We start from the raw sequence: 26,850 nt of genomic DNA, 5'->3' as shown, positions 1-26,850 counted from the left end.
GCCATGTTTAGGAGCTTATCGACGTAATACTTTATAGGCTTATTGTTGCTATAATCTTTATTTCTTTTTTGATCTAGATTTTGTTTTGCTATGTATAGCAATTCTTACCCCATCGCTGTGAGGCGATGTATATTCTTTAATGCCTCTTTGTGCGAGGCGTTTAACTCGTTTTTCTAGGTGAGTCCATCGTGCATGTATAGTTGCTTGGTGTGTGGAGCGTAGTCCCAGTAATGGAACAGCTGCAAGAACGGGTAAGAAATACTCGACCATACGCCATACTACATAACCTGCAGCGGTATTTACCCCAAACATTGGCATGAATAGGAACGCAAAACCGCCTTCGGCACCAAGTGTACCACCTGGTAGCGGAACAGCGGAGGTGAGCAATTCGAGCATACTTCCACAGGCAAGGCACGTGAGAAGATCTGCAGGTAAACCAAATGCTTTAAGAACAAACCATGGCAGGGCATATAAGCAGCCCAGCTGAAACAGTGTTATAACAAGAGCAAGAAACATTTCTGGCAGATTTTTTGCAGCCGATTTAAAACCGTGAGAAAATTCTATAATCTGCGTTTCCAGTGTTGCTGACCATGCTTGACAGGTTTTTCTAAAGTAGCCAATGTGAGACATCATACGAAGTACAAACTTAGCAATACTTGCGATACTTTGTGGCCAAAGGCAAACGGCAAGTAGGCCAAATACCTGCAGAATTTTAAAGAGGAACAGTGCTGCCCCTACGTAAAATACATCGCCGTAGGTTTCAAAGAAATAGTGGCCTCTAAAAATCATCATAAGGGCTGCGAATATGCCTTCGCCTGCTTCGTAAATAATAAAACGAGTATATTCAAGGGCTCCTGCTTGCGCAATTGAAAGTCCTGCACGCGTCAGCCTAAAAATTTGTGAAGGAGGACCTCCTGCACCGTTAGGCGTTAAGTTGTAGAAAAATATGCCCGACGCTTCTACACTCATAAGATCGCGTATACCAACAGGACTATGTGGGTCTTTGATAACTGCTATAACATACGCGCTTACGCCTAAAATGTAGTAGACTACGTAGCAGAGCATGGCATATATAACCCAATCGGTGTTAACACCTTGAAGAGCTTCAATAAATTCGTCTAGCTGACCTGAAAATACCAGATAAAGAAGATATGCTACCCCAACAGCACATAAAAATAGTAAGCTCTTACGAACAAGAGACATACTTTGCTGTTCTGCTTGTTCTTGGTTCTCGCTGACACTTGATGATGCTGATACGCGTATCGAAACTTTTTTTGCTGCGCGATTTTTTACATCACGAGTTGTTTTGCTTTGACGAGTTGCCTGTGGCTGTTGCAAGGTAGCACCTCCTTTCGTGTGTGTTTGTGCTCTGTAGGCTTTTGTAGAACAGATGCTCAACAGGTTTATATTTTACCGCATGTTCTTTTAACACCACGAAAGATGCAGGGGTTGCTTTTGAATTATGCCGCCACCTACACAAATTTTTCCTTGATAGATAACAGCACTTTGTCCTGCAGCAATTTTTGGCACAGCACTTTCAAAATACAGCTCTATTTTATGATCATGTATTGGTTTTACATGCACATCTTGAAGTTTTCCGGTATGACGAAGGCGGACTTGATATAGGGCGCGTTCGTCAATTGATTCATTAAGAAGATATACATCGTCTAATACCATGGTTTGGCACCATAAATCAGGACATTTGGTATTGGCGGTAACATATACACGATTTTTTTCGGTATCGGTACCAACAACATAGCGTGCAGGTCCTCCACCCAAATTTAAGCCTTTGCGCTGGCCAATGGTGTACAGAAATGCTCCGTCATGATGACCTAAAACATTACCAGTTTCCCATTCAACAATGTCACCTGCACGTTTGGAGAGTGTATCAAGTAAAAATGTGCGAATACCTACCTCGCCAATAAAACAGATGCCGTCCGAATCTGGTTTTGATTCTATGCCTAAGCCGCGTGTAGCGCACATATGGCGAACAATTTCTTTAGACGCAATTGATCCGATAGGGAATATAGTTTTTTCAAGCAAGGAAGGCTTTACACGCCAAAGAAAATACGTCTGATCTTTATGTTCGTCTGCTGCTCGTAACAAATGCACGTGGCTGTGGCTATCGGTATAGACGCGCGCATAATGTCCCGTTGCAATAAAATCTGCTCCGTGCTCAAAGGCGCGCGTTGCAAAGGTGCCAAACTTTACCGTTTGATTGCACATTACATCAGGGTTTGGTGTAAATCCGTGCTGGTATGCATTTATGAGGTAGTCAACAACTGTTTCTTTGTACTCTTTTTCGCAATCCCACACTTCTAGGGTAAGGCCTAATTTAACAGCAAGTCGCTCTGCATCCGCTAGATCATCTGCCCATGTGCACTTAAAACCTGGTAAATCGCGCGACCAGTTGCGCATGTAGATTGCTTTAACGTCATACCCCCATTCTTGGAGCAAGGCAGCAGATAATGCCGAATCTACGCCACCACTCATACCAAGATATACGCGCGCGCCGAAAGGAGCGTATGAAGGGCGTGCAGGCATTTCTTGAGCCGAGGTAATTACGGCATTGAGCAGGGTGTCTAAATCTGCTTCAGGTTTTAGCGGGGAAGGCGTATCAAGGGCTGTGTCTGTTTCGTGTGGTGTATTTGTTGTCATAAGCTCATCCGTTCTAGGTGTTTGATGTGGACATTGCTTGTAAAATATACGTTTAAACACATGCGCATGAAAACTGTTGATGCGTTATGCAGTAGTATGCAGCGCTGTTACAGATTCATTATTCATTCTTTCGCATATGATTTTGTCAGTAAGGTTAAGGCGATGCATTTCAGAGTTAACTGCCTTTTCTATACTAGAAATTGCATAGGTTATTTCTTCTTGAGTCGTGTGCTTGCCAAGGGTAATTCGCAAGGATCCCTGTGCTATGTATTCTGGTATTCCAAGTGCTTTGAGTACATGGGAAATTTTCATCTTACTAGCTGCACATGCAGAACCTGTTGCAACGTAGACGCCCATATTTTCCAATAAAATAATAAGGCGACGTGCTTCTAGATAGGGAAATGATATGTGTAACAACCCTGGTAAGCGATGTCGATCGTTGCGAGGGCCCGAAATTACCGCGCATTTGAATAAACGAGTTAATTGTTTTTGCATAAAATTTCTATTGCGCTTAAGTTCTTGAAGTCCTGAACTTGTTCGATATTGTTGAGCGAGTTCTAAAGCTTTGGCAAATGCTATGGTACCTGCAACATTTTCGGTACCAGAACGCATGCCGCCTTCTTGTCCGCCACCTAAAATCTGTGGTTTGAGTGCAACGTTTGGCGATACGTACAAAAGCCCAACCTGTTTTGGTCCATAAATTTTAGCCGCCGATAAGGTCATAAGGTCTACGCCTAATGAGGACACATTAACCGAGCAGGTAAGAGCTGCTTGAGATGCATCCGCGTGAAAAAACAAAGGGGTTGTTTCATGATGAACAAGCCTGCGGTAACGTTCTTGTTCGATAACTTTAGCAAGCTCTCGTAGCGGCTGTATTACCCCGATTTCGCCATTTGCATATTCTATAGAAACCAGTTGTGTCTGTGGTGTAAGAGCTTGTTGGAGGTTCTCAGGTGTAATAAAACCCTCTTTTGTGGGGCACAGCAGCGTATGCTCGCGTTGATTAACACATGCCAAGATACTATCGTGCTCAAGCGAATCAGAGATCACGGGGCCAGTTACACATGCTAAAGCAAGATTATTTGCCTCTGTTGCGCCTGCCGTCATAACTATTGATGCGCTTTTTGTACCAAGTGTTTGTGCAATATGCGTCTTTGCATTATTGAGATCTTGCCGAATTTTTTGCGCTACACAATAAGAAGCAGAAGGGTTGTAAAACTTCTGAGTAAAGTAGGGGAGTTGTGCCTCGTAAACCTCTTTATCCATAGGGGTTGCTGCTGCGTAGTCAAGATAAACTTCCATGGTGTCCTTTTACATGTTGATGTAAGCGTTTTTAAGGTTATGCATATGGCTGATTATGCCTGTTGCACGTTTTTTACATGCTTGTAATTATACATGATGAAAGGGTTCAAGAGCACATATCGGTAGTTGTCACGCATTTTTCAGAGACGTAGTTGTTTTAGTTAGTGTTCGACTTACGTGTGTAATTAACCACCGTTTTTATTGCGCGAGCCTTATTCTGATATCGCAATCATAAGCCTCGGTAATAGGATTGACAGCGAGCTGCAGGGGTCCTACAATTCTAACTATGCAAACTGAACAATGTTCAGTAGGGAGGTGAAAATGAATACAGCCGTAACTTCAAGAGAAGAGATACTTACTGCTTGTCGTCAACTTGTTGCCACGTCTGGTTTGACTGCTGTCAATATGAGGAAAGTAGCGCAGCTCTGTCATGTGGCATTAGGCTCGCTGTATTATTATTTCCCTTCTAAAGATGAACTTCTATTGGCAACTGTCGAGAGTGTTTGGGATGATATTTTTAACAGTGAAAAATTAACTCATGCGGCTTTACCTTTCGATCGCTATATTACGAATTTCTTTGAGCATCTTAAGCGGGGAATCCTGAAATACCCCAATTTCTTTACGGTCCATTCGCTTAGTTTTTCTACGCGAGGTCAGGCAAAGGGACAAAAGACGATGCAAAACTATTTGGCGAAGATGAAAACAAATATGCTGCAGGTTTTGCAAAACGATCAGGCGGTACAGCCTGACGTATTCAGTGATGTCTTTACAGAAGATGAGTTTGTTGATTTTATTATCATGCATATGATGTCTCTGATGCTGCAGAAAGATTTTAATTCTACGGTTTTGATCGAGATAATTAGACGAATTATTTATTGCAAATAAGAATTTTCTCGCTTTCCCTTTTGGATGCGCGGAGAAAATTTTATTTTGGACCAAATCGAACAATGTTCATATTATAAGGAGGAATAATGCAAGCCGTTTTTGAAACGATTTTTGATGCCACCTATTTGGTGGTAGTAATCTGTGCAGGTTTTAAGTTAGTTACATCAGCTGGTGATATCAAACAATTTCGTTTGTTTGGGATTATGGCATTGGTTTTGGGCATAGGAGATACTTTTCACTTGGTACCAAGGATAATTGCCTTGAATACTTTAGGTATAGCAGCTTATCCATTTGCCTTGGGTATTGGAAAATTGATCACATCATTGACCATGACACTATTCTATCTTCTGCTTTACTACGTTTGGCGTGAACGGTATCAGATTAAGCAGCAGAAGGGTCTAACGTTTTTGGTGTGGTTCTTGGTAGCGTTGCGAGGATTATTAGTGCTTTTACCTCAAAACGAGTGGCTAAGTTCACAACCTCCTTTAATGTGGGGAATTTATCGAAATATTCCTTTTACGCTCATAGGTTTACTGTTGCTTGTCCTGTTTTACCGTTGTGCTTATCAGAAAAAAGATGCTGATTTTCGTTATCTTTGGGTGACGATCGCGCTCAGTTTTGCTTTTTATCTGCCAGTAGTTGTTGCTTCTGAGACGTTTCCTGCAATCGGAATTTTGATGGTTCCAAAAACTTGTGCATATTTGTGGATGATCCAAATTGCTTATCAGGCTTGGAAAAAGGAGAGAAAGGAAGCTTTATTATGAACAGAAAATATTTTAATTTGACTTTGTGTTATGCAGGAGCAGCAGCAGCTAGCGGTATTTTTTATCGTGAGTTTACCAAATACTGTGATTTTAGTGGCGTGACAAGCTTAGGTAAAGTGCATACGCATCTTTTTATTTTAGGAATGTTTGTATTTTTACTCTTGGCATTATTTACCCGTACGCAGGCGTTGGAGAAAAACAAAACGTTTCGCATTTTTTTGTATGTGTATAATCTTGGCTTGCCGAGCTTGGCTTTATCTATGACTATGCGAGGCATAATCCAGGTTACAAGATGCACCATTTCACAGCAACTTTCGATGGTCTTGACGGGCTTTGCTGGTATATCTCATGTGCTGGTGGGCACTGGACTTGTTTTGTTGCTACTTTCTTTAAGAAATGCGTCAGCAGAATCTTTTTCGGAAAAGTAGCATGTACACGGAATTGCTCCATGTCTCGTCAAAAGTCTAGGAATATTGTAAGTTTAGGTATTCTTTGCAAGAAGAAAACGATGGAGGAAAATAATAAGCAGTTTTGCTTGTCTAAAACACAGCTGCATATGTCTTATTCAAGGTGTTTCTGGCAATATGTCAGAGGCTCTCCTTATATAGGATAGTTTGTATGTAGGCATGGATACATTTCTTCTATCAAAAATGGCACATACGCCCCGAACAAGGTCACAGGGAGTAAACATTATATATGATCTCGCCCATGATTTTTAACACAAAGACGGTAGTCACAATCTCGTGACCACCGTCTTATTTTATGTGAGCCTATATTAGAGTGCGTCTTTAGTGCTTATGAGTGTTTTTACGTTTGCGGTATATACCGTATGAGATAAGCCCTATACCCGTGCCTAAAGCTAGAAGTCCAAGTCCCATACGAGTAATATCGGAAGTCTTTGCAAGCGACTCATGGGACGTGTCAGATGGCACGTCAGGTGGTTCGTCCGCTGGTTTGTTAGGTGGTGTGACAGGTGGGGTTGGCGGCACATCAGTCGGTGTGACAGGCGGTGCTGGTGGTTTTGGAGTCTCTATAGTCGGTGGCAAGCATGGCGGACATACGGGCGGAGTCGGCGGACATACGGGCGGAGTCGGTGGGCACACGGGCGGCTCTGGTGGTGTAACAGGCGGAGTCGGTGGGCACACGGGCGGCTCTGGTGGTTTTGGAGGATTTGTAAAGCGTACGCTTTGATCTTCTTCGTCTAAGTCTTTTTCACTACAGATGATGTTTCCATCTTTATCTTTGAGTGTAGCAAATGCTACAACGCTTTTACCATTAAGACCTTTAGCATTGAAGGTATACACAAGCTTTACCCTATCAGATGCTATACGTGCGGTAAAGGTTTTCTCTACACGTATATCCTTACCTTGCGCGTCTTGTAGTGGCTCTCCTGTATCTTTTTCTACTAAGTATCCGCTTACCGTATACGTTGCACCTACGTTTAAGTTCTCAAAGGAAAGCGTATCGGTGAGGGTAGTTTTTTCTTCTGCATAAGCACTATGATTTGAGTTAGTACTTAAAAGCTCAGTGATAAAAGATTCAGCTGGCTTATTATTAAGCGTTCCTAGAATCAGGTTATAACGAGGACGGGTGAGATGTATATCAAAGCTTATGAGCTTTTTACCCTTGTTTTGAGGAGATCTAAGCTCTTGAATGGTATAGGTATCATAAGGAAGTGCTCCTAACGTATCACTAGGCTTTGCTCCATCTTTAGTATCTTTTGTACCACCAAACCATACACCTACATCTGTCACAAGCTTAGTTGTGTCACATGTACCATCAGCATTCAAAGCACTATCGTTTTGATTAGTTTTATATGAATGCTTTACAAACTCAGATGATGTATTGATTCCACCATTTTCATCAGTCATAAGCAGATGAGTTTCACCAGTTGTTTTACTTGTAAGCTTAAAGATAACGCCGCTCATAGGTTTCTGCGTTTCATCATCTCGTTTAATAAGACGAATATCGCCACGGTTTACCTGATCGTCTACTGATTCTTTCTCGCTTGATAAGTCATATATAGTTCCATCTTTTCTGACTTTAACTTCACGAGACCATTCACTATTAAGTTCATATCCTTCTGGCGCTTTGGTTTCGCAAATGGTATAGGTTCCATAGGGTAGCATATGTTTATCTGTTACAACACAACCAGTTTTATCAGTAGTAATGGTAGTTGCTAGATCGCCTGGTTGAATAAGCTTTCCATCTACCATAACAGCAGCTGTACTCTTGTTATATACACTAAACTCTGCGCCTTCAAGAGTAGCTCCACCTTGTGGGGTGTGTACGTTTAGTTCTTTGTCTATCTTTCCAAGCTTGATACCACCTCGTACGACACTATCTTTAGCACAGGTTTTTACATCTGTAAGACTTACCAGTTCTTTATCTTTAGTGATATTGAACGTAGCTTCAAAATTATCATTTACGTACGAATCATTAGAACTTTCCTCATAGATTCTATAGTGTCCATAAGGCAGGTCTTTATCAGATGTTTGAGCTATAAAGTGACCATCTTTGTTGGTTGTAGTAATACGAGCACAAACATGTTGTGGCTCACACATACCCATAGATGTTTTAACAGCTTTATCATTGAGGTTTACAACGGCAAAGGTAATGCCTTCAAGTGTAGCGTCACCTTGAGCTTTGTTGCTCATAAGCTCTTTATCCATCTTTTCGATGCGTACACTACCACGTTGTACTTGATCATCTACTGATTCTTTTTCACTTGATAAGTCATATATAGTTCCATCTTTTCTGATTTTAACCGTACGGTTCCATGTGCTATTAAGTTCATAACCTCTAGGAGCTTTGGTTTCTTGTACAAGATATGTACCATATGGAAGGCAATGATCACTTAAGCTGGCATACCCATCTTTATTAGCGGTAACAGTAGTTGCTAGATCGCCTGGTTTAATAAGTTTTCCATTCACCATAACAGCAGCTGTACTCTTGTTATATACACTAAATTCCGCACCTTCAAGAGTAGCACCACCTTGTGCATTATGCTTGTTAAGATCTTTATCTATCTTTCCAAGCTTAATACCACCTCGTACAACACTATCTTGAGCACATGAATTAGTATCTGTAAGACTTACCAGTTCTTGATCCTTAGTGATATCGAACTCAGCTTTAAATCCATCATTAAGATATGAATCATTAGAGCTTTCCTCATAAATCTTGTAGTGTCCATAAGGCAAGTCTTTATCAAGTGTTTGTGCTATAAAGTGACCATCTTTATTGGTGGTAGTAATGCGAGCACACACTTTATTAGGCTCACACATACCCATAGATGTTTTAACAGCGTTATCGTTGAGGTTTACAACGGCAAAGGTAATACCTTCAAGTGTTGCATCGCCTTGAGCAGAGTTACTCATGAGATCTTTATCCATCTTTTCGATGCGTACACTACCACGTTGTACTTGATCGTCTACAGATTCTTTCTCGCTTGACAAGTCATATATAGTTGAATCTTTTAAGATTTTTACATATCGCTCCCACGCATTGTTTAGTTCATAACCTATTGGTGCTTTAGTTTCTTGTACAAGATATGTACCATAAGGTAGCATGCGTTTATCTGTTACCACGCAACCTGTTTTATCAGTTTTAAGTACGGTAACAAGCTCATTAGGCGCTACGAGTTTATCACCTATTTTTACAACAGATGCACTCTTGTTATATACGCTAAACTCTGCGCCTTCAAGTGTTGCTGCGCCTTGTGCATTATGTTTGTTAAGTTCTTTGTCTATCTTTCCGAGCTTAATACCACCTCTTACGACACTATCTTGGGCACAGTTACTAATCTGTGTTAAGTCTACGATCTGTTTATTTCGGTCTATATCAAATTCAGCTTCAAAACCATCGTTTAAGTATGAATTGTTAGAACTTTCCTCATAGATTCTATAGTGTCCATAAGGCAGGTCTTTATCAGATGTTTGAGCTATAAAGTGACCATCTTTGTTGGTTGTAGTAATACGAGCACATACTTGTTGAGGATCACACATACCCATAGACGTTTTAACAGCTTTATCATTGAGGTTTACAACGGCAAAGGTAATGCCTTCAAGTGTTGCATCGCCTTGAGCTTTGTTACTCATAAGTTCGCGGTCTATCTTTTCAATATGGATACCACCGCGTTGTACTAAATCATCTACTGATTCTTTCTCACTTGATAAGTCATATACAGTTCCATCTTTTCTGATTTTTACAACGCGTTGCCACGTGCTATTAAGCTCATATCCTTTTGGAGCTTTGGTTTCTTTTATAAGATATGTACCATAAGGTAGTGCGTGATCATCTAAACTAGCATATCCATCTTTATCTGTTGTAATGGTAGTTGCTAGATCTCCTGGTTGAATAAGTTTTCCTTCTACCATAACTGCGGCTTTGCTACTGTTATATACACTGAACTGTGCACCTTCGAGGGTAGCGCCACCTTGTGGGGTGTGTACGTTTAGTTCTCTATCTATTTTCCCAAGCTTAATGCCACCTCGTACAACGCTATCTTGAGCGCATGAATTAGCATCTGTGAGACTTACTAGTTCTTGATCGTGGGTAATATCAAATTCAGCTTTAAATCCATCATTGAGGTACGAGTCATTAGAGCTTTCCTCATAGATCTTGTAGTGTCCAAAAGGTAGATCTTGATCAGATGTTTGTGCTATAAAGTGACCATCTTTATTGGTGGTAGTAATACGAGCGCATACCTGATGTGGTTCACACATACCCATAGAAGTTTTAACAGCTTGCGTATTGAGGTTTACAACTGCAAAGGTAATACCTTCAAGTGTTGCATCGCCTTGCGCACGACTTTGTACCAATTCTTTATCCAGTTTAATGATTTCTACGCCACCGCGTTGTACTGAATCATCTACTGATTCTTTTATACTTGATAAGTCGTATACTGTTCCATTCTTTCTAATTTTTACCGTGCGTTCCCATGTGCTATTAAGTTTATAGCCTTTTGGAGCTTGTGTTTCACAAATGGTATAGGTTCCATAGGGAAGACAGTGATCACTTAAACTGGCATACCCATCTCTATCTGTTGTAATGGTAGTTGCTAGATCTCCTGGTTGAATAAGTTTTCCTTCTACCATAACTGCGGCTTTGCTACTGTTATATACACTGAACTGTGCACCTTCGAGGGTAGCGCCACCTTGTGGGGTGTGTACGTTTAGTTCTCTATCTATTTTCCCAAGCTTAATGCCACCTCGTACAACGCTATCTTGAGCGCATGAATTAGCATCTGTGAGACTTACTAGTTCTTGATCGTGGGTAATATCAAATTCAGCTTTAAATCCATCATTGAGGTACGAGTCATTAGAGCTTTCCTCATAGATCTTGTAGTGTCCAAAAGGTAGATCTTGATCAGATGTTTGTGCTATAAAGTGACCATCTTTATTGGTGGTAGTAATACGAGCGCATACCTGATGTGGTTCACACATACCCATAGAAGTTTTAACAGCTTGCGTATTGAGGTTTACAACTGCAAAGGTAATACCTTCAAGTGTTGCATCACCCTGTGCTGAGTTACTCATCAGTTCGCGGTCTATCTTTTCGATACGGATGCCACCGCGGTTTACTTGATCTTTATGTTTGGGAACAACATAGCTGTGTACTTCTTCTTCGTTCGTATTGTCAGATGTAATATGCACGGTGTGAACATCGTGGGAATTAAGTAGATAGCCGCTCGGTGCTTTTGTTTCCTCAATAGTAAGTGTACCCAGGGGCAGGGTTGACCTTCCTTGTGAATCAAGATAAAAATTTTGTCCTTTTACAAAATATTGACCATATGTTGTAGATGCTTGTAAAAGTGATGCTACACCGTCCTTATCAGTTTTAAGTACCCATGTGCGTGCTGGCATGCCTGTTGCACTTTCACGCGGATAGAATTTTAAGGTAAATTCAGCTCCTGCAAGCGTTGCTGCTCCTTCGCTGGTAGGGGTTTGCGTATCTGCGTCTATTTTTTGTACAACCATACGAACAGGGTCATTTTGAGGAATATCTGTTAGCGTTAGTTTTTGAGTTTCGCCTGCTGAAACATCTACAGCATGTCCTTGGGTATCAAGCGCGTAACCTTTTGGTGCGGTTCGTTCCCATACCTTATAGCTACCCAGTATAAGTTCATGTGAACATCCGTATCCTTTTTTATCGGTTGTAATGGTATCTACAATGCTTCCTTGTGAGTCATAAATGTCATATACTGCACCTTCAAGGGAATACATGGAGTTGTTATTGCTACAATCGGGATTTGAGCTAGCTTTCTGAATTACAATCCAGCCAGTCATGCGCGGTGCCCATTTTGGATGGCAACCAGCTGTAGAGGTGTTTTGCCCGATACTACTATGTCCATAACTCCAGTCTACATCTGTTCCATACCCTGCATATCTTACAGATACTTCCGAATGGACAGTTATCTCATAGGCTTTCCCAGTTGAATCAGGAACTGCTGTGAATGAGTAGGTTCCATCGGCAGAAACGAATCTATCTGGGTTGATGCATTGCGTTCTGATGACTGCACCATCTGGCATAGTGACAATAAAATTGGCAAGATTATCGTCGGGATTGATAGCACGACCACGTTTATAGCGTTGTAAGTCAAACTGTTGATAGCATGTGCCTGTAATTGTACCATCTGAATGAAGCTCAACCGTGCCACCACCAGCTAAATGAACGGGCTTTGCTTGAGAAAATGTTGTAAACAGTAAGCAGGAAAATAAACTCAGCATAAGTATTATTGTTTGATAGTTTGCTTGATTTAAACTATGTAGACGCACAAAATGCCGGAAGGCATATAAATTTTGGATATGCGCCGCAAATTTATTGAGCGCAATACGCCAGATATAATATAGCTGTTTGGCATGAAGATGCCATGATTTATGTGCGAATGTTATTCCTTTTGTGGGATGTCGGTGCATAAAGAGCGCACTCCTTTCTCATAACGACGACTGAAGATTTCTAGAGTGCGTAATATTGTTGTACTGCAATATGTACTACAAATTTTTTTTGAAAATTAGGCTGATTCATTCTTGCGCATGATTGCATAAGAATCAGAAGTTATAGCTATGTTTTAATGGTGTTTGACGCGTTTTTCGCATGATACGTTTTCTTTGCACAACTTGAATTAAAGCCGATGCAGCACAAACTTGACACTCATTTGTTACAAATCATTGCGAAGAAAACGGGGTCTGATTTGATACATGAAATCTACACCATCTAATCTGTAAAGTCAATGGATATTTTTGATCAATTTTATCCAAAGTTACTTTCATTGCATATTTTATACCATTTATCGAATATTGATCGAGGGAGTAATTATCTTGGCGGTATAGTTCACTTAATATCACAAATGATTGTGGTTGAGGTGTCCTTGTCAACAGAATTGAGGATGATATGAATACTCTTTCGAGAAGGTCGTTTTTAGCTTCTTCAGCTGCTCTTTCTTTGTCTGCCTTGTTAGGTGGTTGTAGTTCAGGTGCAGGCTCAAACGGTGGTGCTTCTTCCAGTGATTTGGATCGCATCGCAACTCAAGATGTTATTGATGCTGCAAAGAAAGACAAAGAGCTTATTGTTTATGGCTCATGTGATGAGCCGTATCTTGCAGTTGTCTGCGAAAAATTTAAGGAGCTTTTTGGTATAGATGCTCAATTCCAACGTATGTCAACAGGCGAGGTTCAGGCAAAAATCGAAGAAGAAAATGGGCATCCATCAGGTGATGTTTGGTTTGGTGGTACTACCGATCCTTATAATATTGCAGCTGCAAAAGGCTTGCTTGAGCCGTATAAAGCTCGTAATGATTCTCATCTTAGGGCTTCGCGTTACAAGGATGCACAAGATATGTGGCATGGAATTTATAAGGGTTCCTTGGGCTTTTTCTATAATTCCGACGAAGTAAAACGTCTTAATTTGGATGTTCCTAAAGACTGGCCTGACCTGCTTGACCCTAAGTATAAAGGGCTTATATGGTCATCTAACTACTATACGGCAGGTACTGCGAAACTTATTTGCAATACGGCAATTCAAAAATATGGTCATGACAAGGGAATTCAATATCTTGTTGATCTGGATAAAAACATTGCTGTATACACAAAGAGTGGTGCGGGTCCTGCTAAAAATGTTGGTACGGGTGAATGTATTCTTGGTATTGGATTCTTAAGTCAGGCAATTGAACAAATTGTTTCAAACGGATACACTAACATTAACCTCATCACGCCATCTTCGGGTTCGGGATACGAGATTGGTGCTACGGCCATCATGAAGGGTTGCAAGCATCCAGACGCAGCTAAGCTTTGGGTTGAGTTTGCGCTTTCACCGCAGTGCGTAAACCTTGCGCAAACGGTTGGATCTAATCAATTCTTGGTTATTGATGATGGTCAGCAGCCTCAGGCTCCGCTTGATTTGGGCCTCGATCCTAATTTCGACGACCTTATGCAGTACGATTTTGAGGACGCTAAACAAAATACCGAGAAGTACGTTCAAGAAGTTATGGCCGCGCTTCACGGTGGTGATGACCGCTTTAAGAAGTAATGCTTACACGTTATGTGGTACCGTAGGGGATTATGCAGGAATTTAAGACGATAAAAGCTGGTTGTGAACCGCTTGGCATCTATGCTGAAAAGTCAAGTAAATTTATAGCTTATCTCAGTCGTGTTACACATAAGTCTGAAGCACAAACATATATAGAACAAAAACGAGCCGAACATCCTCATGCACGTCATGTATGTTCGGCTTGGCTTTTACCTGAGGGTATATCGCATGTGAGCGATGATGGTGAGCCTTCTAAAACCGCAGGAATCCCCATATTATCTGTGTTACAACATTATGAGTTACATGCTTGTGTTGGAGTAGTCGTACGCTACTTTGGTGGTATTTTGTTAGGCACTGGTGGTCTTAAGCGAGCTTACAGCACGGCTACCGAAAAAGCGTGCGAAGATGCATGCATGCATAAGCAACTAGTTAGCATGGGTATAGTAGAAAATCTTGTGATCTCATGCTCGTATGCTTTATATGGCAGTGTTCAAAGTTGTATTGCACGCTATCAAGGAACTATTGCGGATACACTTTTTGAAACATCTATACAGGTTACGGTGCGTTTTATTGCTCAAGACGAGAGAGCCAAGCGTTGTTTAGAAGAACTTAAAGATCTCTCCTGTGGTCAGATTGATGGCTTTATAACCGATAAATATATTCACGAGATATAAATACGCGCACGGAAAACCGTGCGCGTATAAATTCGTAATTTTATACTGTTACAGCAGTTAGTGCAGCTAGAGCAGTTAGAACAATTACAAAAGTTAGAGCACCATTTTTGCTCTAACCCTATTTTTTACGCAGATTAAGAGCTCGTCCCATGTTAGACCATGGCATAACTTCTATATCAACTCCATTATCCCAAATATCCAATAATTGAGAGGAAAGATACGTTCTTGCGATATCAATTTCTCCACCATAGAGTCTAAACCAGTCGGCGCTCATAATAAGATATCCATCTTTACCTGCGTCTTTACCCCAGCTGTTTTCAATCCTCCAAGCTTGTGGTTTGCCTTTTTTATCAAGTTGAACTCCCTGGAACGTCATAGCGTGCGTTAAACCAGTTTCATGAGTATCTATCATTGAGGGTCTGCTCATATCAAAATCAATTCCAAACAAACCATTCATGTCAACAGTATCCGTTGCCAATATATACTTAAAGTCATCAATATAACGCGGGAATTGCTGGCAAACATCACATGCCATTGATACGGGGCGTCCGTCTTTAAGAGCACTAATAGCCGCCTGCTCAAGCACTTCAGGTTCGACATTTAAGAAACGTGCAGCAAATCCGCCTAAAACAGAATCATCAAATTGAACGTGATACACCTTGTTATATTCAAATTTTGATGATGGAATCGAAGTAAGCTGAATGTACTCCTCGGGCTTAAAAGGCACATATTTCTTGGTAAATTCTTGAGGAGTTAGGTTGGTGTCATACAAAACGGTTACGCGATCTTTATGCTCTTTTTCCTCAGTCTCATCCTTAGCTTTACCCTTACCCTTAGCTTTAGACTTTTGAGAATCATCTTTTTCATCATCTTGAGGTTCTGGTAAAACAGTGTGAATCTTAGAGGCATCAGCTTTACATTTGGAACCAACTTCAATATGAAGGTCAAAGCTTTCGGGTGGGTTGCCAAGACAAATACACAAGAACGTGTAAACTTCTTTAAGCATGTCATCCTTGAGTTCGTGAAGGGTTTCTACAGATGCTCCTTGTTCTGCTTGTGTGCGCAACTCAAAAATATCCTTATGTAAGAGTCGTGCAAGTTGATTGTCCATCTGTTCAGAATTTTCGGAACATGCAGTTTCTGGCATAGCTTCTTTAGGGACAACGCCCCATTTGCGAATAAGGTTCATGGCATAAAAGAAATATCCACCGTCAGCTGCAACGCCGTCTAATAAGTATTCAACTTCTCTACTTTCAAGATCTTTATCTCGGGTTGAGATAATGTATTCAAGCGTGGCGTTTGCTTTTTCGAGCTTATCGTAGAACATTCCATAGGCTTGACTAAATTCAAAGGTATCAACGTCAAGGAACTTCATGGTTTCTTGGCGTGCAACATTGTACGACGCAAACATCCAACAACGACCGCTGTGGCGTTGGTTGGTAATTTCTCCCACTTTGGGAATTGCTATTCCATAGGTGTCAGTATATGTTCTCATGGTAGAAATGTCGCGTGCTGCGCTCATAATGTCCATGGAGGTAACAGCATTACGTGCGATTTTATTGGCTCTCTGTTTAGTAAAACGCCTATTTTGTTGTTTTGCCCATGCAGGTGAAAGCGTGTTGTGTGAACTTACTTGTGCCATATGGCCTCCTTATTAAGCAATACAATTTGAATTTCATAAATTGATCATGTTATACATCCAACGATGTAAAATTATACAAAACCTTTGTACAATACGGTAAAACTACGTATTTATTTTTTGAAAAGGAAACATCTTTGTGGTCACTTCTTTAAAACATACCAATGATAGGAACACTTCTTTGGAACAGATGTCTTTCGATTGGGATGTGCCTTATCAGGCAATACGTATTCTTAACATACTTGAATCGCATGGTTGGAGTGCGTGGATAGTAGGCGGATGGGTGCGCGATATGGTTATGAGACAACCATCTCATGATATTGACATAGCAACCTCTGCACCATGGCAACAAAGTGAGCAACTCTTCTGTGATAGTGGATGTAGTGTTTTTAGAACTGGCTGTAAGCATGGAACTATTACCGTTGTACTGGATCATTATGCTTTTGAAGTGACAACGTATCGAAGCGAAACAACGTATAGCGATCATCGCCATCCCGATTCTGTTACGTTTGTTGATTCTATCCAAAAAGATCTTGCGCGTCGTGATTTTACATGTAATGCGCTTGCTTATCATCAAGAGCGTAAGCTTTTGGACGTATACGGTGGAATAGACGATATACATGCACATATATTGCGCTGTGTTGGCAAAGCCGATGTTCGTTTTGCAGAAGACGCTCTACGCATGCTGCGTGCCTTGCGATTTCAAGCTACCTTACATTTTGTGCTCGATAGCGATATTCAAACTGCACTTGACAGGCATTATCTCGAATTGTTGCGTATTGCCCCTGAGCGCATTGGTTCAGAAATTATTAAACTCTCAACCTCAGGTTTATTCTTTAGTAGTTTGCGAATGCATCAAAAAATTTTTACGGTGTGCATACCAGAATTTAAGGAGCTGTATAAGTGTCTTGGTGACCGTGATTTTTCCCAGTACAGTATCGCTGAAACAGCTATTGCTCGCCTTATGCCAGTTGATGAACGTTTCATCTCGATGGTGCTTCTCATATCAGAAGCATTGCCTGTGCAGGTATTACAAGATTTTTATAAGCGCCTAGAAAGATTCAATGTGCCTCGTGCACAAAGTATGCGAATCATTAGAGAGCATGAAGTATTGCATAGACTTATAAAGGTATACATTTGTTGCGATAGTGATACGCAAGATAGCGCTCAGCAAAATGGTGATACGCAAAATAGCGAAACGCAAAATTGCATGGATGATGTTCGCAGGCGCTCAATGCGAAAAGAGCTTATCTCTGATTTACACTATCTTTTATTGAAAAAAAGTCCAGATCCTTATATTGAGATGTTTCATCTGTTGACGTTTGCGCGCCTGTATTGCCGTACATTTATGAAAGTGCCTACTCATGCATGCATACGAATTGAAGATCTACGTTATATGCTTTGGTGTATAAAGCAGCAGAAAGTGCCTTTGTCTTGTAAAGAGCTTGCAATAAATGGTTACGATGTGATGGAAGTTTGCAACATGAGCGCTGGCAAAGGGGTAGCGTACACTCTTGAACATGTGCTTGCACTTGTACAGGAAGGTTGTTTAGTTAATAGCCGCTGTGTCTTACGCGCATATTTGAAAAATTTAAAGACCTGCGAACATACAAGCCGCTGATAACAGGATAAGAAAAAAGGCGCGCAAAAGGCGCGCCTATCGATTATGATCTAAACTCTAACGTTTAAGTTAAAGGTGAGGGTTATACATGTTGGTATGTTACAAATGAAAAGTGCACGCCTTCAGAAGTTACGCCGCCTTCTGTGGTGCTTGTTATGCGCCAGTCGTCCATCTTGTCTAAATTAGGAAAATATGCATCTGCCTGGCATACGCAGTCGTTTTTAGTGACTACAATTTCTGTGCAATAGGGAAGAAATTGTTGATAGGTATAGGCTCCTCCAAGAATCCATACATCTTCATCAGGTTTTATGTGAGAGAGCGCTTCTTGGGTTGATGTGTATACCTCGTAATTTTGCACGGATGTTCCTTGCTCTGTACAGGTAGTTTTTGGAAAACCTTCGCGTTCATAGGAATGTGTTTGCGCTAAGACGATATTGCGTCTATTTTTAAGTGGGCCTTTTGGTAATGTTTCAAATGTTGTTGAACCCATAATAACGCATGCTCCAGTGGTCATACGTACAAAGTGCTGCATGTCAGCTTTGTTGGGGACAAGGAGCTCGCCTTTATATCCAATACCCCAGTCTTGTGTAACAGAAACGATTGCTTTAATCATTACATTTCCTTTGATAGGTTTAGATTTCACTTTGAGTGCTTGTAACGTTACGAGGTAGCACAACCACTACACTGCAATAGGAATACCCTTAACTTGAGGTCCATGTTGATAGTTTTCAACGATGAGATCATCAGTTGTAAATTCATAAAAGTTATGAATATCAGGATTCAGATGCACTAGGGGAGCGGGATATGTTGGACGCGTAATAAGTTCTTTTACAATGTCAACATGACGGTCATAAATATGTGCATCAGAAATCATATGAACGAGCTCTCCTGCCTGCATATGATTAACTTGTGCAACCATCATAAGAAGGATCGCATATTGACATACGTTCCAGTTGTTTGCCGCCAATATATCTTGTGAACGTTGAATGAGTAGCATGTTGAGGGTTGGTTGAGGGTTTCCTTCTTCGTGCGTAACATTATAAATTGCACTGTAAGCACAAGGATAGAGATTCATCTGAGATAAATCAGCAAAGGTGTAGGTTGACGTCATAATACGTCGTGAATATGGATTATGTTTAAGGTCGTATAAGACTTTATCCATTTGATCCATATCACCTTCGGGATAATGGTTTTTAACACCAATTTGATACCCGTATGCTTTTCCAATTGATCCAGTTTCATCGGCCCATGAATCCCAAATATGCGAATGTAGGTCATGAATATTGTTTGACTTTTTTTGATAAATCCAAAGAATCTCGTCCATAGCACTTTTAAGTGCGGTTCTGCGCAGCGTAAGAGCAGGGAACTCTTCACGCAAATCATAGCGATTACATACACCAAATTTTTTAATGGTATAAGCACTTGTTCCGTCTTCCCAATGCGGACGGACTTTTTCTCCTTGAGTAGTTGTTCCATGCTCTATGATGTCTTTGCACATCGATATAAATAGATTGTCAGCTTTACTCATTTGTGCTCCTTTGTGATGGTTTGCGACTTACGTGAACTTGACTTTTGTTGTCAAGTTTTACCATGTCGTGCAAAACAGCTTTAACTCTAGTTCAACTCTACGTATGTGCTTAGCAACCATGAGAGGTGTAAAATAGTTCGCCCCAGGCCAGCCCAACAGATGTGGCAAGTTGTTTATCGGGTACAAGCCAATCAAGCGTGAGTAAGTCACCATATTCAAGCCATGTATATTCTGAATGTGCCACCAGCGTTATGGTTGCTCCACAGGGAAAATGGCAGCCAAATGCATGAAGAACAATATGGGTATCGTCCACATCGTATTCAATACAATCAAGTGGCCATATAGATCCAAGCTCTATGTCAAGCTCTTCTTTAATTTCTCTTCTTAGCGCTGCTTCTGGAGTTTCGCCTTCTTCTATTTTTCCGCCAGGGAATTCCCAATAGTGATCCTCAACAGGTTGCAGGCGTTTTGCAGCTAAAACTTTTTCGTCGTGTTCGATAACAGCCGCTGCAACATGAATTGTTTTCATAGCACCTCTTTGTGTAAATTGTGAGCCAATGTTGGTAGGTATTACATTTATTTTTTATCTATTGTAATAAATTAGTGTTGCTTGTTGATTGTCTCATAGAAATTCTAGGATTTTAAACGTATGAATGGCGCTCAAATTTGTAACGTATATTACAATGGTTTTGTAAAATTCATTCTTCAGGAGACGGAACTTTTGTATATAGAAACCTATGAACAGCTTGCCAGTTTTTGTGAGCGTGCAACAAAAAGCGATGTATTAGCAATTGATACAGAATTTATGCGTGAAAAAACCTTTTACCCTAAGCTTTGTTTGATTCAGCTCGCTACGCGTTCAGAAATAGTTCTGGTTGATCCGTTGTCTATACCTGATCTTACAGACTTGCGCAAGCTTTTTTTGGATAAAAAAATTACTAAAATATTTCATGCGTGCTCCCAAGACCTTGAGCTTATTTATGATGTTTTTTCGTGCCTTCCAAAACCGGTGTTTGACACGCAAGTTGCTGCAGCATTTTTGGGTCATCGTTTTCAGATTGGTTATGGGCCTTTGGTTGATGCTCTTTGTCATGTGCATTTGCCAAAAGCCGAATCGCTTACCGATTGGACGCGTCGCCCTTTGGCAGAAGAGCAGCTTGAATATGCAGCAGATGATGTACGGTATTTGCCGCGTATTTATGACACGCTTTTACACGAACTGAAAGAAAAAGAGCGTTATGCATGGTTTTTGGAAGAAATGCATGAAGTTTGTAGCGAACATCATGTAATTAAAAAACCTCAAGAGGCATATCTTCATATGCGTCGCATTTCTTCTTTAACGAGAAAACAGCTGGCTATTGCCCGAGAAATTGGCATCTGGCGCGATGTTATTGCGTCACATAAGGATATTCCACGCAAATGGGTTATTCCCGATGAAATTGTTATCGACCTGTGTAAAAGCGCACCTAAAACAATGGAGCGTCTTGAGCGCATTCGTTCGGTTGATACGCTTTCTATTGAAGATAAACAAACGCTTTTGCAAGCAATCGAAAAGGGTGTGGCGTGTCCTCGCGAATTATATCCAACTACAAAACGTCACGAACGTGCATCTCAGGAGATGGAAAGTGTTGTTGATCTTATGTATGCGCTTGTAAGATTACAATCTGAAAAAACCGGTGTTGCAACGCAACTTTTGGCAACGCGCGATGATTTATGTGCCTTTGTGCGTGGTGTATCAGATACACAATTGTCTGATTCGTGGCGTTTTGAGATGATTGGGCAAAAATTGCAGGCGCTTATGGAAGGTCGGGTTGGACTTACCGTAAAAGATGGTAAGGTTGAGCTTTTATAAGGTAATTATGGTTTACCTCATAATGCGTACGTGCCCTTTGTTGGTGCTTTGCATTAATGTCCGCGCGATGTGGTATAAAATAATCTAGATACTTTAATCTGTTGGCTTTTAAAGTTATGAGGTACTTATGTTATACGGATATATGTTCGGCTTCGATCCAATCTATATGGGCATAGTCGTTGTTTCGCTGGTCATTGGTGCTTTATCTCAATCCTATATTAAAAAAACGTATGCACGTTGGTCTCAGATCGAAACATCTTTTAGTCTAACAGGCGCGCAAATTGCGCAAAATATGTTATCTGATTTAGGTAGTGCTTCTACGAGCATTGGCCATGTTGATGGTGACTTAACCGATTATTTTGACCCGCGCGATAATAGTTTGCACTTAAGTCCTGCCAACTTTTCGCAAGCAAGTGTAGCCTCTGTTGCGGTTGCTTGTCACGAGGCAGGACACGCGGTACAACATGCACGGGGTTTTGTATTTGCACAGTTGCGCTCGTTATGTGTGCCTTTGGTTAATTTTGCACAAAATAGCTGGAGCGCCATTTTGTTTATGGGTGTTTTTCTTAACGTTATTCAGCTTGTTCAGTTTGGTGTTCTTCTCTTTTTTGCGGTTGTGATTTTTCAGATTATTACGCTTCCCGTAGAAATAGATGCTTCGCGTAGAGCCCTGGCATATCTTAGACAAGCAGGTACTCCCATCGACGAAGCAGGTGCTCGCTCGGTGCTTATTGCCGCGGCACTTACCTATGTATCAGCTGCACTTATTTCTATTCTTCAGTTGGTTTATATGCTAAGTCGTGTACGGGGTAGTCGCGATTAGGTGGGGGAGAATTTAATGATTTTCGGCACTCATGTCTTGTGTATAACAACTTGCCCTGCAGTATAAAAGACGATGTAGAGCATTGTATAAGGAGTGGATAAGATATATGGAAAACGATAAACCTATTTCTGTATGTGACGCTGTTGCACAAGCCCAGTCCTGTGTTAAAACCATGCCTTCTTTGTGTGTCAATGGCGAGGTAAGTGGTTATAGAGGTCCTAACGCTCGTTCAGGGCATTGTTACTTTCAGCTTAAAGACGCACAATCAAGCATGGACGTCATTATGTGGCGATCCACCTTCAATGCCTGCAACTTTCAGATGAAAGATGGTCTTCAACTTGAGGTTCGTGGTGCTTTTAATATTTATGGTGCAAGCGGAAAACTTTCGTTTGTTATAACGTCTGCTCATGTTGCAGGTGAAGGTCTTTTACGCATGCAGGTAGCACAGCTTGCTAAAAAGCTTGAGGCCGAAGGTTTGATGTCCGACGCGCGCAAACGCCCTATTCCGCGCTTTTGCTCAAGAATTGTTGTTTGCACATCGCTTTCTGGAAGCGTTATCGAAGACGTTAAAAGAACGCTTGCACGCAGGAATCCTTTAGTTGAAATACAAGCGGTAGGGTGCTCTGTTCAGGGTGCTCAAGCTCCTGCTACCATTTGTCGTGCACTGGCAATAGCTGCACAGGCAAAGCCCGATGCCATTCTTTTGGTGAGAGGCGGTGGCTCGTTTGAAGACCTTATGTGCTTTAACGATGAAAGCGTCGCGCGTGCCGTAGCAGCGTCTCCAATACCTGTGATTACAGGAATCGGTCATGAACCCGATACGTCCATTTGCGATTTGGTTTCTGATAGAAGAACGTCTACGCCCACCGCTGCTGCCGAATCGGTTGCACCTGCTTTTGACGAGGTACAGGGTCAAATTTGGGAACGTCAGAGAAGACTTGCTCAAGCCATGTCAGCAATTTTAAAAACGCAGCGTGTAAATATCGAAAGTCTTTCTCAGAGCGCAAACCGTGTTATACACTCTAAACTTGCCGAAACAAAAGTATATCTTGATCATATTTCATCGCGTAAGTGTCTTACTAGTCCTGATGCGTTTATCAGCGAAAAACAAACATCTTTAGAGCTTACAGCCGAGCGACTTTTTGCCGCGATGCCACGTGATATTTCACGTTTTCGCGAGCGTACCACGCCGCTTTTCATGCGTTTTAATAAGGCAGGTGTAAGTTTCTTACAACCGTATAAACATGCTTTAAGTTTGTATGCTCAAGCACTTGATACGCTTTCGCCACTTAAATCGCTTGCACGCGGATATAGCATCGTTCAAGCAGATGACGGCCATGTTGTTTCGTCTGCTTTAGATGTTAACGTTGGAGACCGTATTGCTATTATGCTTGGCACAGGCTCACTTCATGCGTCTGTGAGCGATATTTGCACCACCAATAAACTTTCAAAGAGCTAAGCATTACGTAAGGTGTGTATTTTGTCTGTTAGATAGCAGATAGTTACCTATGAGTACAAGCGAAAACTTTGTTTTCGCACAAGAGAAAGGTTCTGTTATGTCAAACCAAGAAGAAAAAAGTGCAGTGTCTCAAGCACAAGACGTTGAAGCAATGAGCTTTAAAGAAGCATCTATTGAGCTTGAACGCATTGTTCGTAGCCTTGAAAGCGGTGATTTAGAGCTTGAAGCATCGCTTGAGAATTATAGCCGTGGCGTAGAGTTACTTAAAAGTCTTCGTCAAAGACTTGAGCATGCTGAACAAAAGGTGCAGGTTCTTGTAGATGCATCTTCAGAATCGCTTGAAACATCCGATACCTGTGCTGCTCCGTCTGTTGCATATATAGATGAATAGGACTTGTTATGAAAATAGTAGATGATTGTATTTTTTGCAAGATTATAGAAGGAAAAATTCCTTCAGAATTTGTATATGAAGATGATCTTGTTTGCGCTTTTAAAGACTTAAATCCGCTGGCACCAGTTCATATTTTAATTGTTCCCAAACATCACTATGCCGACATACTCGATGATGTAGATGCTGATACGCTATCTGCGTTGGTGCATGCTGCGCACGAAATAGCTGCGCATTACAAGTTAGAGCATGGACTTCGCCTGGTAACCAATAAAGGTGATGATGCAGGACAAAGCGTGCACCACCTACACATTCATCTTTTGGGTGCAGCTCCGCTTTCAAATTCGTTTGGAAAAGCTTAATTTATGTAGCTCTTTTATGTTGGGTATGTTTTGTCAAATATATGCAACAATGTTTGAGTCTGTAACGTTTTGATTTAATGCTTGAGAGGTTGCTATGAATGTACTTGTGATTAACGCGGGAAGTTCTTCGCTTAAATATCAGCTGCTAAATCCTGATACCAAAGAGGTATTTGCAAAAGGAAATTGTGAGCGTATTGGTATTGATGGCTCCTTTATTGGTCACGAAGAGCTTGGTGGCGAAAAGCAGATTATGAACGTTGCCCTTCCTACGCACAAGGACGCTATCAAGTACGTTTTTGAGATTATTAAGCCTTTGGGCAAAGAAGTTGCAGGAATTGGACACCGTGTTGTACAGGGCGGTTGGTACATTCCCGAATCGCAGATTGTAACTGATGAAAATATGCGTTGGGTTCGTGAAGTTGCACCACTTGCACCGCTTCACAATCCTGTTGAAGCCGATGTAATTGACATCTGCCGCACTATGTTTCCTTCTATTCCCAATGTAATTGTGTGTGATACTTCGTTTCATTTTCATATGCCTGAGGAAGCATCTCGCTACGCATTGCCTCGTGATGTTGCCCAAAAATTACATATTAGAAAATATGGTGCGCACGGTACTTCGCATCGTTTTATTTGGAAAGCTGCTCACGAATTCACGGATGGCGCTATTCATAAACTTGTAAGCTGTCACTTAGGATCGGGTGCGTCGCTTTGTGCAATTAAGGACGGAAAATCCATTGATACAACCATGGGCTTAACACCACTTGACGGACTTATTATGGGTACTCGTTGTGGAACGCTCGATCCAGCTGTTGTCTTTTATCTTGTGCGTGAGGGTCATTATACTATCGATGAAATTGATACCATGATGAATAAGCAGTCTGGCCTAAAGGCTCTCTCAGCTATTTCATCTGATTCTCGTGATATTGAACAAGGTGCGCAAGAAGGAAATAAAGATTGCCAACTTACACTCAACATGTATTACTATCGTTGCGCTGCTCTTATTGCAGAGATGGCGCAAGCTATGCAGGGCTTTGATGCTATGGCATTTTCTGCAGGTATTGGTGAAAATTCAGCAATTGTTCGTGCGGGCGTTGCCAAACGCCTTGAATGGCTTGGAGTTAAAATTGACGCCGAGAAAAATGCTGTGAGAAGTGGGGAAGTCCGCGATATTTCTGCACCAGATTCAAAGATTCGTGTGCTTGTTGTTCCTACTAACGAAGAGCTTATGATTGCTTTGGACGTACAAAAATTGGTTGGTTAGTTGAACTCGCGTTTCTAGATGCTGGGCCTTAGCTAAAGCATTTTGCGTGTAATGGACGTGATGAAACGCATTCCGAATACCATATCGAAAGACATATAGAAACTCCCGAGCAGCCTCGCAACTCATATTGAGTTAAACGAATGTGCACTCGGGAGTTTTTCTTACATCGAAGCTGTGCAGTCAAATCGCACGTATCTCATGCATACCGCGTTTGCTCATCACGTGCTCACAAATTGCATACTGATGGAGCTGCTGGTTACAGCTGGTTGGTTTTACTTGTTTGATCCTTCTTCATGGAAGTAGTTTGAGCGTTTCATATCGTTAAAAATCACATGAATATGCTCTTTAGGTGCGTTAGCATAGGTGTGTATGGTCTCAATAATTTCTTGAGCCATCTTTTTCTTTGCTTCGTCAGATCTTCCTTCGATAAGTTCTACATGTACTAAAGGCATACTCTGCTCCTTAATCTAAAATGTTTATGTACGTGTTACTACACAGATTTAAGTATACGCTTATCTTGAGGAAACGATGTAAAAATAGCATCCAAAATGTTGTACAATACAGATGTATTAGCAGTTTAAAGTTTTGTGCACAGGCTTGCATGCCTCTAAAAGGTTGTGCGGTCTTGCAATATATGAGGTAGGAATATGGCACGCATGCAAAATCTCAATCGTTCATCACGTAATTCAGAATCATTGAGCCAACAAATTGGTGATTTTTTGCAAGGACGCAACGGATTGGATGAGCTTTCCCTGTTTTTGCTTGAGATCGCCGTTATTTTGTTCGTACTTAATACGCTTTTGTTTCACCAGCTCTTTCTTGCATGGTTAATTGTATTTCTTGTGGTTTATATCGTGTTTAGGTGCATGTCTTATAACATTTCCGCACGTCGCAAAGAATCTTATGCTGTGGTAAGTAAATTAGGAGCTTTTCGTCTGTGCATTTCTCAACCGCTTCTTTTTGCGAAAGAAGTAAAAGATTACAAACACCTCAGTTGTGCCCAATGTCATCAGCACATGCGTGTGCCTCGTGGAAAGGGAATTATTCGCGTAACCTGCCCTAAGTGTAATCACACGTTTGAGAGCAAATCGTAAAGGTGAAAAAC

The 26,850-nt window shown here is 41.2% G+C and carries 22 protein-coding genes; 13 read left to right on the top strand and 9 right to left on the bottom strand.

Going from position 1 to position 26,850, the window contains the following annotated elements:
* Window positions 1–57: 57 nt before the first annotated feature.
* From AC1DBT_RS00705 to AC1DBT_RS00695, 3 genes are all read right to left on the bottom strand, one after another.
* A complete protein-coding gene (locus tag AC1DBT_RS00705) occupies window positions 58–1,338 on the bottom strand; it encodes a lysylphosphatidylglycerol synthase transmembrane domain-containing protein (RefSeq protein ID WP_480018199.1) in 1,281 nt (426 codons plus the stop codon).
* Window positions 1,339–1,425: 87 nt separating this feature from the next.
* Window positions 1,426–2,658, bottom strand: coding sequence for a tRNA 2-thiouridine(34) synthase MnmA (gene mnmA / locus AC1DBT_RS00700; protein ID WP_480018198.1), 1,233 nt, complete (start codon window positions 2,656–2,658; stop codon window positions 1,426–1,428).
* Window positions 2,659–2,742: 84 nt separating this feature from the next.
* Entirely contained in the window at window positions 2,743–3,960 is a 1,218-nt protein-coding gene (locus AC1DBT_RS00695) for a cysteine desulfurase family protein (protein WP_480018197.1), read from the bottom strand.
* A gap of 321 nt (window positions 3,961–4,281) precedes the next feature.
* Here AC1DBT_RS00695 and AC1DBT_RS00690 point away from each other — a divergent pair, with 321 nt between their 5' ends.
* The 3 genes from AC1DBT_RS00690 to AC1DBT_RS00680 all read left to right on the top strand — a co-directional run bounded on the left by AC1DBT_RS00690 (window position 4,282) and on the right by AC1DBT_RS00680 (window position 6,037).
* Window positions 4,282–4,845 carry a TetR/AcrR family transcriptional regulator gene (locus AC1DBT_RS00690; protein WP_480018196.1) on the top strand — a complete coding sequence of 188 codons (564 nt, stop codon included), beginning with the start codon at window positions 4,282–4,284 and terminating at the stop codon, window positions 4,843–4,845.
* Between the two features lie 86 nt (window positions 4,846–4,931).
* Window positions 4,932–5,609, top strand: a complete 678-nt coding sequence (locus AC1DBT_RS00685; protein WP_480018195.1) for a hypothetical protein — start codon at window positions 4,932–4,934, stop codon at window positions 5,607–5,609.
* Window positions 5,549–6,037 carry a DUF2871 domain-containing protein gene (locus AC1DBT_RS00680; RefSeq protein WP_480018194.1) on the top strand — a complete coding sequence of 163 codons (489 nt, stop codon included), beginning with the start codon at window positions 5,549–5,551 and terminating at the stop codon, window positions 6,035–6,037. The genes AC1DBT_RS00685 and AC1DBT_RS00680 overlap by 61 nt, the downstream gene beginning before the upstream one ends.
* Before the next feature lie 360 nt (window positions 6,038–6,397).
* Here the strand turns inward: AC1DBT_RS00680 and AC1DBT_RS00675 are convergent, their stop codons facing one another.
* Window positions 6,398–12,337, bottom strand: a complete 5,940-nt coding sequence (locus tag AC1DBT_RS00675) for a SpaA isopeptide-forming pilin-related protein (protein ID WP_480018193.1) — start codon at window positions 12,335–12,337, stop codon at window positions 6,398–6,400.
* Between the two features lie 664 nt (window positions 12,338–13,001).
* Here AC1DBT_RS00675 and AC1DBT_RS00670 point away from each other — a divergent pair.
* Together AC1DBT_RS00670 and AC1DBT_RS00665 are read left to right on the top strand one after the other, a co-directional pair.
* Window positions 13,002–14,135 carry an ABC transporter substrate-binding protein gene (locus AC1DBT_RS00670; protein WP_480018192.1) on the top strand — a complete coding sequence of 378 codons (1,134 nt, stop codon included), beginning with the start codon at window positions 13,002–13,004 and terminating at the stop codon, window positions 14,133–14,135.
* A gap of 32 nt (window positions 14,136–14,167) precedes the next feature.
* Complete coding sequence (locus tag AC1DBT_RS00665; RefSeq protein WP_480018191.1) at window positions 14,168–14,809, top strand: IMPACT family protein; 642 nt, start codon at window positions 14,168–14,170, stop codon at window positions 14,807–14,809.
* 118 nt (window positions 14,810–14,927) lie between these two features.
* On the opposite strand, the gene AC1DBT_RS00660 is transcribed toward AC1DBT_RS00665, so the two are convergent.
* Complete coding sequence (locus AC1DBT_RS00660) at window positions 14,928–16,451, bottom strand: C1 family peptidase (protein WP_480018190.1); 1,524 nt, start codon at window positions 16,449–16,451, stop codon at window positions 14,928–14,930.
* Window positions 16,452–16,638: 187 nt separating this feature from the next.
* Between AC1DBT_RS00660 and AC1DBT_RS00655 the strand changes: the two genes are divergently transcribed.
* Window positions 16,639–18,069 carry a CCA tRNA nucleotidyltransferase gene (locus AC1DBT_RS00655; protein ID WP_480018246.1) on the top strand — a complete coding sequence of 477 codons (1,431 nt, stop codon included), beginning with the start codon at window positions 16,639–16,641 and terminating at the stop codon, window positions 18,067–18,069.
* Between the two features lie 82 nt (window positions 18,070–18,151).
* Here AC1DBT_RS00655 and AC1DBT_RS00650 read toward each other — a convergent pair whose 3' ends face one another.
* The 3 genes from AC1DBT_RS00650 to AC1DBT_RS00640 form a co-directional block, all read right to left on the bottom strand.
* Window positions 18,152–18,682: a dihydrofolate reductase gene (locus AC1DBT_RS00650; protein WP_353584731.1), complete on the bottom strand. Its 531-nt coding sequence runs from the start codon at window positions 18,680–18,682 to the stop codon at window positions 18,152–18,154.
* A 66-nt stretch (window positions 18,683–18,748) separates the two neighbouring features.
* Complete coding sequence (thyA, locus tag AC1DBT_RS00645) at window positions 18,749–19,597, bottom strand: thymidylate synthase (protein ID WP_006302985.1); 849 nt, start codon at window positions 19,595–19,597, stop codon at window positions 18,749–18,751.
* A gap of 109 nt (window positions 19,598–19,706) precedes the next feature.
* Window positions 19,707–20,126 (bottom strand): (deoxy)nucleoside triphosphate pyrophosphohydrolase, encoded by a 420-nt coding sequence (locus AC1DBT_RS00640; protein ID WP_048596975.1) that lies wholly within the window; start codon window positions 20,124–20,126, stop codon window positions 19,707–19,709.
* A 120-nt stretch (window positions 20,127–20,246) separates the two neighbouring features.
* Here AC1DBT_RS00640 and rnd point away from each other — a divergent pair, with 120 nt between their 5' ends.
* The 6 genes from rnd (at window position 20,247) to AC1DBT_RS00610 (ending at window position 25,745) form a co-directional block, all read left to right on the top strand.
* Window positions 20,247–21,449, top strand: coding sequence for a ribonuclease D (rnd, locus tag AC1DBT_RS00635; RefSeq protein WP_480018189.1), 1,203 nt, complete (start codon window positions 20,247–20,249; stop codon window positions 21,447–21,449).
* Window positions 21,450–21,576: 127 nt separating this feature from the next.
* Window positions 21,577–22,272, top strand: coding sequence for a zinc metallopeptidase (locus tag AC1DBT_RS00630; RefSeq protein ID WP_353584732.1), 696 nt, complete (start codon window positions 21,577–21,579; stop codon window positions 22,270–22,272).
* 106 nt (window positions 22,273–22,378) lie between these two features.
* Complete coding sequence (gene xseA, locus AC1DBT_RS00625; RefSeq protein WP_480018188.1) at window positions 22,379–23,731, top strand: exodeoxyribonuclease VII large subunit; 1,353 nt, start codon at window positions 22,379–22,381, stop codon at window positions 23,729–23,731.
* A gap of 97 nt (window positions 23,732–23,828) precedes the next feature.
* Window positions 23,829–24,122 carry an exodeoxyribonuclease VII small subunit gene (gene xseB / locus AC1DBT_RS00620; RefSeq protein WP_174220914.1) on the top strand — a complete coding sequence of 98 codons (294 nt, stop codon included), beginning with the start codon at window positions 23,829–23,831 and terminating at the stop codon, window positions 24,120–24,122.
* An 8-nt stretch (window positions 24,123–24,130) separates the two neighbouring features.
* Complete coding sequence (locus tag AC1DBT_RS00615) at window positions 24,131–24,481, top strand: HIT domain-containing protein (protein ID WP_480018187.1); 351 nt, start codon at window positions 24,131–24,133, stop codon at window positions 24,479–24,481.
* Window positions 24,482–24,575: 94 nt separating this feature from the next.
* Window positions 24,576–25,745, top strand: coding sequence for an acetate/propionate family kinase (locus tag AC1DBT_RS00610; protein WP_480018186.1), 1,170 nt, complete (start codon window positions 24,576–24,578; stop codon window positions 25,743–25,745).
* A 272-nt stretch (window positions 25,746–26,017) separates the two neighbouring features.
* Here the strand turns inward: AC1DBT_RS00610 and AC1DBT_RS00605 are convergent, their stop codons facing one another.
* On the bottom strand, window positions 26,018–26,197 hold the full coding sequence (locus AC1DBT_RS00605; protein ID WP_006302975.1) for a 2-hydroxymuconate tautomerase: 180 nt from the start codon (window positions 26,195–26,197) through the stop codon (window positions 26,018–26,020).
* 195 nt (window positions 26,198–26,392) lie between these two features.
* Between AC1DBT_RS00605 and AC1DBT_RS00600 the strand changes: the two genes are divergently transcribed.
* Complete coding sequence (locus tag AC1DBT_RS00600) at window positions 26,393–26,839, top strand: hypothetical protein (protein ID WP_480018185.1); 447 nt, start codon at window positions 26,393–26,395, stop codon at window positions 26,837–26,839.
* The last annotated feature ends 11 nt before the right edge of the window (window positions 26,840–26,850 follow it).

Source organism: Fannyhessea sp. C0108B2, assembly GCF_056583915.1.
The sequence above is the reverse complement of the archived record's forward strand: the minus strand, read 5'-3'. Positions and strand labels throughout refer to the sequence as shown.